Below are 12,899 nucleotides of genomic sequence, written 5' to 3'. Positions count from 1 at the left end.
CGTTGCCTCCTTCTAGCCTTTAACGGCTCCAATGGTGATGCCTTGCAGGAAATAGCGCTGAAGCGAGAAGAACAGTATCATCATCGGCAAGGCCGCGACGGTTGCTCCAGCCATGAGTGCGCCGAAATCCGTGGTGTCCGCGTAAACGAAGGAAGCCAGACCTACCTGAATGGTTCTCATTTCCGTCGTGTTGGTCACGAGGAAAGGCCAGAAGAAATCGTTCCAGGATGCCACGAATGTGAAGATCGCCAGAACGGCGAGACCGGGCTTTGCCATCGGCAGAATGACCTTCCAGAAGATCCCGAACTCTCCGCAGGCGTCGATGCGCGCGGCGTGAATAAGCGAGGTCGGCAGCGATGACATGTACTGCTTCATCAAGAAGATGTTTCCTACGCTCACGATACTCGGCAGAAGAATCGCCGTATATGTATTCCCGAGATCAAATACGTCAATCATCAAAATATAGAGCGGAATGAGTGTAACCTGAGCCGGAATCATCATGGTGCTGAGCAAAATCCAGAAGACCGCCTTATTCCCCGGAAACTTCAGCTTCGCGAACGCATAACCTGCGAGCGATGCAAGGAACACGTTCGTCACCGTCAGGATGGAGGAGATGAGCAGCGAGTTGAACAGCCATCTCATGACGTTTGTTTTGCTGAAGAAACGTTCATACGGGGCCACGGACAGCACGTCTGGAATCATTTGCGGAATAAACGAAGCAGCCGACTTGGTGTCCTGGACCGATCCGATGAGCATCCAGTACAGCGGAATGATGGTCAGAATGCTCCATACGACCAGGATGACCGAGGCTGAGACGAGCAAAATCACTCTCGATCTTGATTTCATGGGTGCACCCCCTCTTTAGCATAAGCGAAGTCGTTAGTATTCGACGTCGGATGAGAAATACTTGAACTGGATAACCGAAATGACGATGATGAGCGCCGCCAGAACGAAGGATTGCGCGGATGCCAGCCCGAATTCGTAGAAGTTGAATGCCGTGTTGTAGATCAAGTAGGCAATCGTCGTCGTTGCAAAGTTCGGTCCGCCCTGAGTCATGAGATATACCGAGATAAATACCTGGAAGGACGTAATCACGCCCGTCACGAGCAGATATAATGTCGTCGGCTTCATGAGCGGCCAGGTGATGCGCCAGAATTTGGACCAGCCGCTGGCATGGTCGATATCCGCCGCTTCATACAGCGATTTCGGAATGCCGCCCATGGCGGCAAGGTACAGGATAATGCCTGCGCCATGAGAGCCGAGCCAGTTCATCAGGATGAGCGAGAACAGCGCCGTATCCGATTTTCCCAGCCAGATCACAGGATCGAATCCGAACAAGCCGATGAAGCGGTTCAGCAGGCCGGCATGGGTCGGATCGAAAATCGCCAGCCACACGACGGAGATCGTCACGCCGGAAGCGACGGCAGGAAGATACATGGTCGCTTTAAAGAACGTCTGCCACTTATCCTTCATTTGGAAAATAAAAAAGGATAAGGCATACGTGATGATAATGTTGACCGGTACTGTACCAACGGTGAACAGCACCGTATTCCACATCGATTTCCAGAACACCTCGTCCTTTACCATTCGGGTGTAGTTATCGGTTCCGATCCATTCGGAGCCCATGACGCTGTACTGCTGGAAGCTCATCAAAAACGCGGAAGCGACCGGATACAGCGTGAATATTAAAAACAGTAAAACCGGGGCCAGGATGAATAAGTACGCCCAACCGTATTCGCGCATATACCCCTTCATCGGGGTCCGCGGCGGCCGAGACTGAGCCGGGGCCGTCTGCATGGTAATTTCCTCCTTCCGCACAGGTGAACATTTTTGACTTGGCAATACTTGGGGTACCGCTTGTATCATCCGGTTACCGGAAAGCGCCGGATATGAACCTAAGGTTACAATCGCGGTTAAAAAGGGAGTGGCCGCGCTCCTGATAAGGACAACGGGACACCCCCTGGTTACTTGAAATTACTGTCCTAAAATTTGTTTGCCTTTGTCAATGAAGTCTTGTGCGATTTGCTCCGGCGTCTTCTCGCCAGAGAACAGCGCTTGAATGTTCGGCTTAACGACCTGCTCCTTGAATTTCTTCTGGTTCGCGGAATCTTCCGCATTCAGGCTCAAGGTTACCGGATTGTCTCTAAAGTTCGCAAAGATTTCAGCAGCTTTGATCGTCGACTCGGAGCCCAGCCCTTTACCCTCGAAATACTCAGCCTGGGATTTACGAACGAACGGCAGCACCAGCTCGTTGGCAGAATTACCGGCCTTAGCGCCGCTGAGTCCTTCCATGATCAGGAACGTATTCTTTGCGTGCTCTTCTCCTTTATCCTTCTTCTGTCTGAAAGCTACGTAGCCTTCGCCAAACATGGACGTCTTGCGTTCTGCACCGTCATTGTGAGGCACCGGCAGCAGAACGAATTCGATCTTCTCGCCTTGAACCGTGCCGCTGTCGATATCCTTCGCGCGGTTTTGCAGCATAACGTCATAGTAAGGAATCGCCTTGGATACGATCGCCGCCTCTTCGGCATAGAACAGGTCCATCCGTTTAGCAGGCGTAATTGCCGCGGTTTCCGCAGGCATATGGCCGGCTTTCAGCAGGTCGGAAACGAAGGTCATCGTATCCAGAATGCGCTCGTCATTCCATTGGAACTCGCCCTTATCGTTCAGGACGTCAGGCATGCCGTTGCTGCGGGTCAGCATTTCCATGAAGTCCAGGGATGTTCCATCCGTAACCAATGCGTAGCGTGTATTCCCGTTTGGCAGCTTTGTTGTCAGTTTGCCGGCAGCTTCCTTGAATTCGCTCCAGGTCCAGCCGTTTTCCTGAATGGACTGCCAGTCGATCCCGGCCTCCTCAAGGATCTTTTTGTTGCCGCCCCATGCCCAGAGGGACTGGTAAAGCGGAAGGCCGTACTGCTTGCCTTGGATCTGTCCGAGCTCCAATGTGCCCGGCAGGTAGTCGTTCTTAATCTCGTCGGTCATGTAAGGGGTAAGCTCCAGCGCGAGCCCGGTGTCCACGTAGGCTCCGTCAACCGCATGGAAGTACAAATCAGGCGGATTTCCGGCGTTCAAGGCAACGTCGAATTTCTTCGGACCCTCCGCCCAGGACAGCACTTCGGTCTGTACCGTAATGTGAGGGTACTTCTCCTTCAGGTCCGCCACATGCTGTTTCAATTCTTCTTCATATTTGCCGTGAACGGGATAAGTCCAGACGACGACCGTATCAGGCTTCGGCGCGGCCTCTCCGTTACCTTCCGGCGTGGTGGAGGTTCCGCCGTCCGACGTCTTGGTCCCTCCTCCCCCTCCTCCGCATGCTGCCGTGAAGACCAGCATTAATGAAGCCAACAATGTGAGCCAACGTTTCTTCTTCATGTACTACTCCCCTTATCATAAAATATATTTGTGGTTAAGCCGGAAAAACTACAACCGCTTGATGGCCTGCCGGCTCTGATCCAGATACTTCACCGAACTCTCGTAGTTCCGGCTGGCGACACCAAGATATAAAATATCGATAAGATTAAGCTGTGTAATACGAGAGGACATTGCGCCGCTGCGAATTTCGTTCTCCGTTGAAGAGGTATATAGCGGAATATCCACCGATCGGCTTAAAGTCGAATCCCCGTACTTGGTAATGCCGATCGTTCTGCATCCGTTCTCCTTCGCGATGCTCGCTGCACGGATCACTTCCTTCGTTTCACCGGAGTAAGATATGCATACCGCTGCATCCTCGGGCGTAAGCATTACGGCCGATGTCAGCTGAACGTGGGGGTCCGGGAACGAAATGCATACCTTGTTGATTCGCAAAAATTTCTGCTGGGCATCCATCCCGATCAGATTGGAAGCACCTACGCCAAACATAAATATGCGCTTCGCCTGATCAAGGGCCGATACGGCCTCTTCCACCTTCCCTTCCTCCATAATCTTCATCGTATCCCGAATCGATTGAATGTTATTGTTCGAGACGTTCTGTATGATTGCAGAAATGCTGTCATTGGGCCGAATATCCTGATACCCGGTGGCTAATGGCTCCTGCAAATCGCCAGCTACCTTCAGCTTCAGATCCTGATAGCCTTTGAAGCCCATCGTTTTGCACAGCCTTACAATCGCGGCTTGGCTTGAACCGCTTCGAACCGCCAGATCCGCGACCGACATCTGTATCATCTCTGCCGGCTCCTGCAAAATGAAGGCTGCAACTTTGCGCTCGGACGGATTTAATGTTTCAAAGACCTCACGCAATCGAACCAATCCGCCGTTCATCCTTTGCCCCCCTTTTACGATTCATCCTCTGATCTACAAGATATGTAACATTTAATGACATGATTTGATCGAAAGCATGACTGGTATCGCTTTCAATATCAGCGGATTGAGTTCATTATAAATTGTGTGAAATAATATTTCAATACTTAATTCATAATTTAAAATTTTGTTTTACAACCTCTCTTTTTTCTCCTATACTGAATATAGAAAGCGAAGTGGTTCAAAATGGAAATTTTTATCGGAGTCGACGGCGGTGGCACAAAGACTGATGCAACAGCCATCAACGCCAGCGGCCAAGTCCTTTCCCGTTTCACTGGAGGTTCCACTAATCCTTATATCGTTACCTTTGACGGGGCGATGAAAGAGCTTCAAACGGTGATCGAGGGCCTCATGAAGCCGCTCAATCTTTCGTCAGCTTCATGTTCGGCAATATGCCTTGGTATGTCAGGTATAAGCTCGGACGAGGAACGGCAGCGGGTTCACCAGTTTCTAGAATCGCATTTCCTGGAACGGCAGCTCTCTCCGCGTATTTACATGCGCTCCGAAGCCGAGATTTCGTTAATGGCTGTACTGGAGCGCCAATACGGAATCCTGATCATTTCAGGAACCGGCTCCAATACTTACGGGATTACGAAATCCGGGAGCATCCACCGTGTCGGCGGCTGGGGGCATATTCTCGGCGATGAGGGCAGCGGGTATCAGATCGGGCTTCAGACTTTGAAGTCGGTTATTAAAAGCCATGAGCGGATTCTGCCGCCAACTCGGATGAGCAGCTTGATTCTGAAGGCTTATCCGCTGGGCCATATCGCCGATCTTAAATCATATATATACCAGCCTGCCATAACGAAGCAGAGCATCGCTTCCTTCGCCCGCTGCTGTATTGAAGCTGCGGAAGCCGGAGACCACGCCGCTCTTGGCATTCTCCGCTCGCAGGCCGCCGAGCTCGCGGATACGACTTCCGCGCTCATCATGCAGCACCATGAATTCGTGGCAAGTGATGTGGTGTGCATCGGTTCGATCTTCAAGCATTCACGCGTATTCCGGGAAGCTTATCGAACGGCGATACGGGAACGCTACCCGCGGCTGCAATTCCCGGAAGCAACGCACGACCGAGCACCGGCGCACGGTGCCGCCATGCTGGCATACCGGCTATTCCAGGACGGAGCCTAATGATCCAGGCGAATTGTTGTAACCGTTATCAGGCCCCGTCCATATTTCTAGACTTAAGAAAGTACGTGGCACAGGAAGTGGCGGCGCAGCTCCGCTGCCCTTGCCACTTAGCTGATCAGCTGTACCACCTACATAAGGTTCTGCCCGACGTTTATTCGTTCGGCAAACGGTAAATGCCCGGATACAGCAGCCGCACACGGCACGCTTTCTTAATTCTTCAAAAAGGAGACCTCTCATGACGAACATTCTCAGTCAATTGACAACCGAACAGCCTCATGAACATACGCAGAACATTGATCAGTTGAGCTCAGAGGAAATTATGACCCTGATTAATAATGAGGACAGCCTGATCACCGACACGATTCGGGAGCTGATCCCTACCATCGCCAAGGCGGCTGATCTTATCGTAGAAGCCTTTCAGAACGGCGGCCGTTTATTCTACGTCGGTGCAGGAACGAGCGGACGGATCGGTATTCTTGACGCATCCGAGTGCCCGCCAACCTATGGGACGGATCCGTCGATGGTGCAAGGTCTTATCGCCGGAGGTTTCCGAGCGGTGAAGGAAGCGATCGAAGGAGCGGAGGACAGCGAAGAGCTCGGCGAGCAGGACATGAATGAGCACGGCATCAATGAAAAAGACGTCGTGATCGGCATCGCTGCCAGCGGCCGCACTCCCTATGTGCTCGGGGCTATGCGGCGTGCCAAGAAGCTCGGGGCGGTCGTGATCGGCCTCTGCAACAACTATAACTCGCCGATGCATCAGGATGCCGATTTCGTGATTGAAGCCGTCGTCGGGCCGGAAGTGATTATGGGCTCTACTCGAATGAAAGCCGGCACTTCGCAAAAGCTGATACTCAACATGCTGACAACAACAGCCATGATCCGGATCGGCAAAGTGTACAAAAACCTGATGGTCGATCTCAATCCATCCAACAACAAGCTTGTACACCGCGCCAAGCGCATCATCACGCTAGCTACCGGCGCATCCGACGAGGACGTAGAGAAGGCTTACTTCGAGGCTGGAGCGCATGTCAAAACCGCCATCGTCATGCTGCTGGCCAACGTGAATGCCGAAGAGGCAGCAAGGCTGCTCGAGGGCACGAACGGTTTTGTGCGCAGCGCCATCAATCTGAAAGCCCACAAGGGCTCTTGACAACCGGTCAGGGCATCGCCCTAAGCCGTCAGCTATTCCACTATAACGATAAACGGGGATCCTACAGATCAATGATGATCTGAGGATCCCCGTTTATTCGTCTTAGATTGAATCCTGTCCCGTCAATCCCGTCTGACGCTCGCTCCATTCCCACAGCCTAGCCGCAAGCTGCGGATCGCCGGCCTTCTCCGTCTGAACCGGCTTGCACTTGACGAAATATTCGCCCGTCACCTGCTCCACCTCCGGAGCCGAAGCCAAATATACTGCGGTTTTGGCGCCTTCATCCGGCGTAAGGAAGAACGGCCGGAGCACCCGATGCACCGCCTTGCCGAACCCCGTCTCCCTGTTTACGCCGATGCTCGTGCTGACCGCGCCAGGATGAAGCGCATTGGCCGTCACCCCCGTCCCGGACAGGCGGCGCGCCAGCTCTTTCGTAAACAGGATATTAGCCAGCTTGGACTGGGCATACCCCTTCGCTACATGAAAGCCTTTGGACAGATTCGGATCCTCCCAATGAATTCTTCCGATTTTGTGCGCGCCGGAGGATACGTTGACGATCCTCCCCTGCTGCGCCTGTTTCAACGGACCGAGAAGCAGGTTCGTGAGCAGAAAATGGCCCAGATGGTTGACCCCAAGCATCGCTTCATATCCGTCGGCCGTCGTCTCCCGTTTGATCGTGACGACGCCCGCATTGTTCAGCAGGACGTCAAGGCGGTCATACTGTGCTTGGTACTCGGATGCGAACTGCCGGATGCTTGAGAATGAACCCAAATCAAGCTGCATCAGACGGATGTCACCGCATCCGTTACATGCCTGTTTCGCCTGCTCAAGCGCCGCCTCCCCTCTCGCCTGACTTCGGCAAGCCATAATCACATGCGCCCCCATACGGGCAAGCGCAATCGTGGATGCGAGCCCCATACCCGAGTTGGCCCCCGTAATGATCGCTATTTTCCCTGACATATCGCTCATCCTTGTTTCCCCTCCTTCGTTCAATAGGCCTGATCGCCTGATCTTAACAGCAGGTTAGTTTCGTACCGTTCAATACTATCTGCTTCTGACGGGCGTATTGGCTTCGTATCTTTGATAGCGTAAAAGAAAAACGTCTATCGACGCGCTCTCAAAGAAGGCAGACCGCGTTTAACGGTAGTTCCTGCTATATCAGGCTGCAGATCCGACGATGCTTATACCTTCGGATATCTAAAAAAATCCCGCCGCCAGCTTTGGAGACGAGATTCTTGGAATGTTATATGACCTATTCGCTGCTCTTATGCTTGGTCGCTGTTATGCGCCTAGGCACCGGCTTCATTCAAAGCCAGGATGATCGCCGTAAGGCCGAAGCACAGATTCAGAAGGCAGAGGAAAACCAGCGTCTGCTTCTGGTTAAGCCCGGTTGCGAGCAGGCGATAGTGCGCCTGCGAGGCATCCGCCTGGTAGATCGGCTTCGACTGCAGCATTCTGCGAATAACGACGATCACGTTATCGATGATCGGAACGCCCAGGGCAAAGATCGGGATGAACAACGAAGCCAGCGTCGCTCCCTTGAATGCCCCGTCCAAGGCGATAATGCCGAGGATGAATCCGAGGAAGGTAGCGCCCGCATCCCCCATAAACACCCGGGCTGGCGGCTTGTTATAGCGCAGGTATCCGAGCGCGGCGCCCACCAAAATTACAGCCAGCAAAGCGGATTCGCTCTGTCCCATCGTCATGGCGACAACAAACAGCGTTCCGCCCGAAATGGCGGACAGCCCGCCGGCTAGACCGTCAATGCCGTCCGAGAAATTAATAACCGTCGTAACGCCGAAGATCCAGAAGATCGTCAAAATCAGCTGCAGCCATTCTGGCAGGTTGATGTAATGGCCGGTGAACGGGTTGTTGAAGCCCTCGAATTGGATGCCGTAGCTGTATACAATGACGGCGGCGGAGATTTGAACGATCAGCTTCGGCAGGGAGGCGAGCTCTTTCCCCTGCGATTTGTACCAGTCATCGACAAGCCCGATGCCGAGAATCAGGACGCTCCCGATAAAAATCCCCACCGCTTCCCTGGAGATCGTACCGGTCAGTGCAAAATACGTAATGAAAAATCCGATGAAAATGGCGATTCCCGCAGTCAGCGGAATCGGTTCGCGGTGAATTTTCCGCTCGGAGTCAGGTCTTGGCTTGTCCACAAAGTCAATTTTGATCGCCAGCTTCCGAAACGGCGGAATCAGCACGAGAACCAGCACCATCGATATGACAAACGCTGTTAGATATAGCATGATTTCCTCCCAATAAATGATGAATGATGGAGAACATTGCAACCTCAGTATATGACTTTCGTCCAACTCTATCAACCTATCGACATAAGATTCTCTTAAGAAAATGCAATGAAATTTTTCATTTCTGTGGTAGGGTTCCCTTCCCAGCCGCAGTTATTCCTCCGTGCCAAGACACAGGGACATGAAAAAAAAAGCCGCCGCCAGCGCAGCAACTCTCTGCCTGGCGACAGCTCCTTCGAACCGGCGGACTAAGATTGTTTCTTATTCACCGCAAGCCCGATGATCATAATGATAAGTCCAAGCAAAGCAATCAACTGATCAATGGTCATGGCACAAGCCTCCCTCATCCAAGGTTGGCTCTTGACCGGCGATCTGCCTCTCCCATAAGCGTTGCTTTACCTTTCCCCATTATCATTCTATGAGGGGTATCAGCTGAAATATGACCCTTTTTTCATGCACAAAAAGCCCGCCCCTTCTCTTGCGCATCAAGGGACAGGCATAAGCTTGCTTGTTCTTCCGTTAAATGAAGGTAATCGCTAGCCCGGCATCACCGAATGGCTGTCGTTACCAAGCGCAGTGCACCCGAACGGCTCGAGCAATCCCGATTATTCCGTTACAATGTCGTACACCAGAACCGGTGCATCGGCATGATCGTCAATCCGGATGCTCTCATACAGCTTCTGCTTCACGTCTTCCACGTCTTCGCGGTTCGCGTGGATCGTCACGAGCGATTCGCCCTTCTTGACCGTATCGCCGACCTTCTTGTTAAGCATCAGGCCGACAGCCAGATCGATCTCGGATTCCTTCGTCGCGCGTCCGGCGCCGAGCCACATTGCCGCCGTGCCGATTTCGTCCGCGACGAGCTCGGCCACGACGCCGTCCCGCTGAGCCGGAAGCTCGATCAGATACTTCGCCTTCGGCAGCCGGTCCGGATCATCCACCACGGACGGGTCACCGCCCTGGTTCTGGATGAATTCCTTGAACTTCTCCAGCGCTTTGCCGTTGCGGATGACCTCTCTCAGCATCTCCTCCGCCTCTTCCAGCGACTCCGCCTTACGGGCGAGATAGACCATCTGTCGGCCTAATGCAAGGCACAGCTCCTCCAGATCCTTCGGCCCTTCGCCGCGAAGGGCCAAGATCGCCTCCTGCACCTCCAGCGAATTGCCGATGGCAACGCCCAGCGGCTGGCTCATGTCCGAGATGACCGCCATCGTCTTGCGGCCGACATTGTTGCCGATGCTCACCATGGCATGCGCCAGCTCCCTCGCATCCTCCACCGTTTTCATGAAGGCGCCCGCGCCGGTCTTGACATCCAGCACGATGGCGTCGGAGCCGGCAGCGATTTTCTTGCTCATGATCGAGCTTGCAATCAGCGGGATGGAATTGACGGTAGCCGTGACATCCCGAAGGGCATACAGCTTCTTGTCGGCCGGAGTGAGGTTCCCCGTCTGCCCGATGACCGCGATTTTATGCTGATTGACCAGGTTCACAAACTCTTCCTTGCTGATCTCCACATGGAAGCCCGGAATCGACTCCAGCTTGTCAATCGTGCCTCCGGTATGGCCGAGCCCGCGCCCGGACATCTTCGCCACGGGGATATCCAGTGCGGCTACAAGCGGTGCCAGTACAAGCGTCGTCGTATCGCCGACGCCACCGGTGGAGTGCTTGTCGACCTTGATTCCCTCAATTGCGGACAGATCAATCGTTTCTCCGGAGTTCACCATCGCCATCGTCAAATCGGCCCGTTCCCGGTCCGACATGTCTTGGAAATAAATCGCCATATTCATGGCGCTGACCTGGTAATCGGGAATATCTCCCTTCGTGTATCCTTCGATAAAGAAATTGATCTCTTCAGTTGTCAGTTCCTTGCCGTCGCGTTTCTTCGCAATCAAATCAACCATTCTCATCGTACATTCTCCTCACTCTTATGCGATGATCGTAACTCCTTCATCCGTCAGCCTCGCTGTATGCATTGCAGCGAAACCAGCATACCGTGCCGTTCCAAACCGTAGGCGCGCCGTCCGGGCATCTGCGGCGATCATCGTGCTGCAGCCTCGTTACGGCGCGCCCTTGGCTTTAAAGCTGTCTTCCCCTTGCCTCGGGCCTTATTTATAAGGATATCGCCGTATCCAGCGCGACTTCCATCATGTCGTTAAACGTCGTTTGGCGCTCCTCGGAGGACGTCTCTTCCCCAGTCAGCAGATGGTCGCTTACCGTCAGAATCGTCAAGGCATTGACGCCGTATCTTGCGGCAATCGTGTAGAGCGCCGTCGTCTCCATCTCCACGCCAAGCACGCCATGCTGCATCAGCTTCTCAACGACCGATTTGTCCTCGCGGTAGAACACATCCGATGTAAAAATATTGCCGACATGCATATTGAGCCCTTTTTCCTTTCCGCGCTCATACGCTCCGAGCAGCAGCGGGAAGCTGGCAATCGGCGAATAATCGTAGCCGTTAAAGTGGTGGCGGTTCATGCCGGAATCCGAGCATGCCGCCTGGGCGAGAATGACGTCGCGGACGTGGACATGCTCCTGCATTGCGCCGCAAGTACCGACCCGAAACAGATTTTTGACGCCGTACTCCCGGATCAGCTCGTTCACGTAAATAGCAATCGACGGCACACCCATGCCGGTGCCTTGTACCGATACGCGTTTGCCTTTATAAGTGCCCGTAAATCCGAGCATCCCCCGTACTTCGTTGTAGCAGATCACATCTTCCAGGTACGTGTCGGCGATGTATTTAGCCCGCAGCGGGTCCCCCGGCAGCAGGATGGATTCCGCAATCTCGCCCGGTTTCGCTCCAATATGTGTACTCATGTCCCATTCCTCCACTCATTCAATTGGTTTGCAGTTCGTTCAAAAAGCTGGTGCCGTGGTCCGGAAGCTTCACGCCGAAGTTGTCCGCTACGGTAGCCCCGATATCGGCAAAGGTACGGCGAAGCGGCAGCTCCCCGCCCCGTTCAAAGCGCGGCGAATATACGAGAAGCGGCACGTATTCGCGCGTGTGGTCCGTTCCCTTATAGGTCGGGTCGTTGCCGTGATCGGCCGTAATGATCAGCAGATCCTCCTCCGTCATCTTATCGAACACTTCAGGAAGCCGCTTGTCATAATCCTCCAGAGCCTGGCCGTAACCTTTCGGGTCGCGGCGGTGACCGTACACCGCATCGAAATCGACCAGATTGAGGAAGCTGAGGCCGGTAAACTCCTCGTCCATGGTTTGGATCATTTTATCCATTCCGTCCATATTGGACACCGTCCGCACGGCCTTGGTGATGCCTTCGCCATCATAAATATCCGAGATTTTGCCGAGGGCGATCACATCGAAGCCAGCATCCTTCAGCTCGTTCATCGTCGTTCTGCCGAACGGCTTAAGGGCATAGTCATGACGATTGGCGGTGCGCTTGAAGCTGCCAGCCTCTCCGACGAACGGACGGGCGATAATGCGGCCCAGCATATAAGGATCCTCCAGCGTGATCTCGCGGCAAAATTCGCAGATTTCATACAGCTCTTTAAGCGGAACGACGTCCTCGTGAGCGGCGATTTGGAGCACGGAATCCGCGGAGGTGTAAATGATCAAAGCACCGGTCTTGACATGCTCTTCGCCGAGCTCGGCAATGATTTCGGTGCCGCTGGCCGGTTTGTTGCCGATCACTTTGCGGCCGGTTTTCTGCTCAATGCGCTGAATGATCTCATCCGGAAACCCTTCCGGGAACACGCGGAACGGGGTATCGATGTACAGGCCCATGATCTCCCAGTGGCCGGTCATCGTATCCTTGCCGTTTGAAGCCTCCTGCATCTTGGTATAAAATGCCCGCGGCTGATCGGCTGCGGGAATGCCTTCGATCTCACGAATGTTGGACAGGCCGAGCGAAGCCATATTCGGCATGTTCAGTCCTTTGCACTCCCGGGCGATATGACCAAGCGTATCGGAACCGACATCATCGAAGTCGGCCGCATCCGGCGCTTCGCCGATCCCGACGGAGTCAAGCACGATCAGGTGAATTCGTTTGAAACGTTCCATATCCAAGCTCCCCCTTAACATAATTGATGTTCCATCAAAAGTC

The 12,899-nt window shown here is 53.6% G+C and carries 11 protein-coding genes; 2 read left to right on the top strand and 9 right to left on the bottom strand.

Translation table 11 applies throughout. The annotated features are described in order from the left end of the window. Nucleotides 1-12: 12 nt before the first annotated feature. The 4 genes from NST44_RS09090 to NST44_RS09075 form a co-directional block, all read right to left on the bottom strand. Nucleotides 13-846 (bottom strand): carbohydrate ABC transporter permease, encoded by an 834-nt coding sequence (locus NST44_RS09090; RefSeq protein ID WP_007131755.1) that lies wholly within the window; start codon nucleotides 844-846, stop codon nucleotides 13-15. A gap of 33 nt (nucleotides 847-879) precedes the next feature. Then, nucleotides 880-1,797 carry a carbohydrate ABC transporter permease gene (locus tag NST44_RS09085; RefSeq protein ID WP_007131756.1) on the bottom strand — a complete coding sequence of 306 codons (918 nt, stop codon included), beginning with the start codon at nucleotides 1,795-1,797 and terminating at the stop codon, nucleotides 880-882. A 177-nt stretch (nucleotides 1,798-1,974) separates the two neighbouring features. Beyond that, nucleotides 1,975-3,372: an ABC transporter substrate-binding protein gene (locus NST44_RS09080; RefSeq protein ID WP_340898985.1), complete on the bottom strand. Its 1,398-nt coding sequence runs from the start codon at nucleotides 3,370-3,372 to the stop codon at nucleotides 1,975-1,977. Nucleotides 3,373-3,420: 48 nt separating this feature from the next. Continuing rightward, nucleotides 3,421-4,257: a MurR/RpiR family transcriptional regulator gene (locus tag NST44_RS09075; RefSeq protein ID WP_007131758.1), complete on the bottom strand. Its 837-nt coding sequence runs from the start codon at nucleotides 4,255-4,257 to the stop codon at nucleotides 3,421-3,423. A 225-nt stretch (nucleotides 4,258-4,482) separates the two neighbouring features. On the opposite strand from NST44_RS09075, the gene NST44_RS09070 reads away from it, so the two are divergent. Together NST44_RS09070 and murQ are read left to right on the top strand one after the other, a co-directional pair. After that, a complete protein-coding gene (locus NST44_RS09070; RefSeq protein ID WP_340898982.1) occupies nucleotides 4,483-5,427 on the top strand; it encodes a BadF/BadG/BcrA/BcrD ATPase family protein in 945 nt (314 codons plus the stop codon). Between the two features lie 235 nt (nucleotides 5,428-5,662). Then, nucleotides 5,663-6,580: an N-acetylmuramic acid 6-phosphate etherase gene (murQ, locus tag NST44_RS09065; RefSeq protein WP_007131761.1), complete on the top strand. Its 918-nt coding sequence runs from the start codon at nucleotides 5,663-5,665 to the stop codon at nucleotides 6,578-6,580. A gap of 102 nt (nucleotides 6,581-6,682) precedes the next feature. Here murQ and NST44_RS09060 read toward each other — a convergent pair whose 3' ends face one another. The 5 genes from NST44_RS09060 to deoB all read right to left on the bottom strand — a co-directional run bounded on the left by NST44_RS09060 (nucleotide 6,683) and on the right by deoB (nucleotide 12,856). Beyond that, nucleotides 6,683-7,549 carry an SDR family oxidoreductase gene (locus tag NST44_RS09060; protein WP_340898981.1) on the bottom strand — a complete coding sequence of 289 codons (867 nt, stop codon included), beginning with the start codon at nucleotides 7,547-7,549 and terminating at the stop codon, nucleotides 6,683-6,685. 320 nt (nucleotides 7,550-7,869) lie between these two features. Beyond that, nucleotides 7,870-8,835, bottom strand: a complete 966-nt coding sequence (locus tag NST44_RS09055; RefSeq protein ID WP_028405059.1) for an MraY family glycosyltransferase — start codon at nucleotides 8,833-8,835, stop codon at nucleotides 7,870-7,872. Between the two features lie 605 nt (nucleotides 8,836-9,440). Continuing rightward, entirely contained in the window at nucleotides 9,441-10,742 is a 1,302-nt protein-coding gene (locus NST44_RS09050; protein ID WP_340898977.1) for a pyrimidine-nucleoside phosphorylase, read from the bottom strand. A 202-nt stretch (nucleotides 10,743-10,944) separates the two neighbouring features. Beyond that, nucleotides 10,945-11,652 carry a purine-nucleoside phosphorylase gene (deoD, locus tag NST44_RS09045; RefSeq protein ID WP_007131765.1) on the bottom strand — a complete coding sequence of 236 codons (708 nt, stop codon included), beginning with the start codon at nucleotides 11,650-11,652 and terminating at the stop codon, nucleotides 10,945-10,947. Nucleotides 11,653-11,671: 19 nt separating this feature from the next. After that, complete coding sequence (gene deoB / locus NST44_RS09040) at nucleotides 11,672-12,856, bottom strand: phosphopentomutase (protein ID WP_340898973.1); 1,185 nt, start codon at nucleotides 12,854-12,856, stop codon at nucleotides 11,672-11,674. Nucleotides 12,857-12,899: the final 43 nt, after the last annotated feature.

The organism is Paenibacillus sp. FSL W8-0919, assembly GCF_038003785.1.
GTDB lineage: Bacteria > Bacillota > Bacilli > Paenibacillales > Paenibacillaceae > Paenibacillus_AQ > Paenibacillus_AQ lactis.
Note: the sequence above shows the minus strand (reverse complement) of the source record. Positions and strands in the feature narration are given on the sequence as shown.

Excerpts from the sequence above, each read along its gene's own strand:
- NST44_RS09090 (WP_007131755.1), bottom strand. The coding sequence starts at position 846 with ATGAAATCAAGATCGAGAGTGATTTTGCTCGTCTCAGCCTCGGTCATC.
- NST44_RS09085 (WP_007131756.1), bottom strand. The coding sequence starts at position 1,797 with ATGCAGACGGCCCCGGCTCAGTCTCGGCCGCCGCGGACCCCGATGAAG.
- NST44_RS09080 (WP_340898985.1), bottom strand. The coding sequence starts at position 3,372 with ATGAAGAAGAAACGTTGGCTCACATTGTTGGCTTCATTAATGCTGGTC.
- NST44_RS09075 (WP_007131758.1), bottom strand. The coding sequence starts at position 4,257 with ATGAACGGCGGATTGGTTCGATTGCGTGAGGTCTTTGAAACATTAAAT.
- NST44_RS09070 (WP_340898982.1), top strand. The coding sequence starts at position 4,483 with ATGGAAATTTTTATCGGAGTCGACGGCGGTGGCACAAAGACTGATGCA.
- murQ (WP_007131761.1), top strand. The coding sequence starts at position 5,663 with ATGACGAACATTCTCAGTCAATTGACAACCGAACAGCCTCATGAACAT.
- NST44_RS09060 (WP_340898981.1), bottom strand. The coding sequence starts at position 7,549 with ATGAGCGATATGTCAGGGAAAATAGCGATCATTACGGGGGCCAACTCG.
- NST44_RS09055 (WP_028405059.1), bottom strand. The coding sequence starts at position 8,835 with ATGCTATATCTAACAGCGTTTGTCATATCGATGGTGCTGGTTCTCGTG.
- NST44_RS09050 (WP_340898977.1), bottom strand. The coding sequence starts at position 10,742 with ATGAGAATGGTTGATTTGATTGCGAAGAAACGCGACGGCAAGGAACTG.
- deoD (WP_007131765.1), bottom strand. The coding sequence starts at position 11,652 with ATGAGTACACATATTGGAGCGAAACCGGGCGAGATTGCGGAATCCATC.
- deoB (WP_340898973.1), bottom strand. The coding sequence starts at position 12,856 with ATGGAACGTTTCAAACGAATTCACCTGATCGTGCTTGACTCCGTCGGG.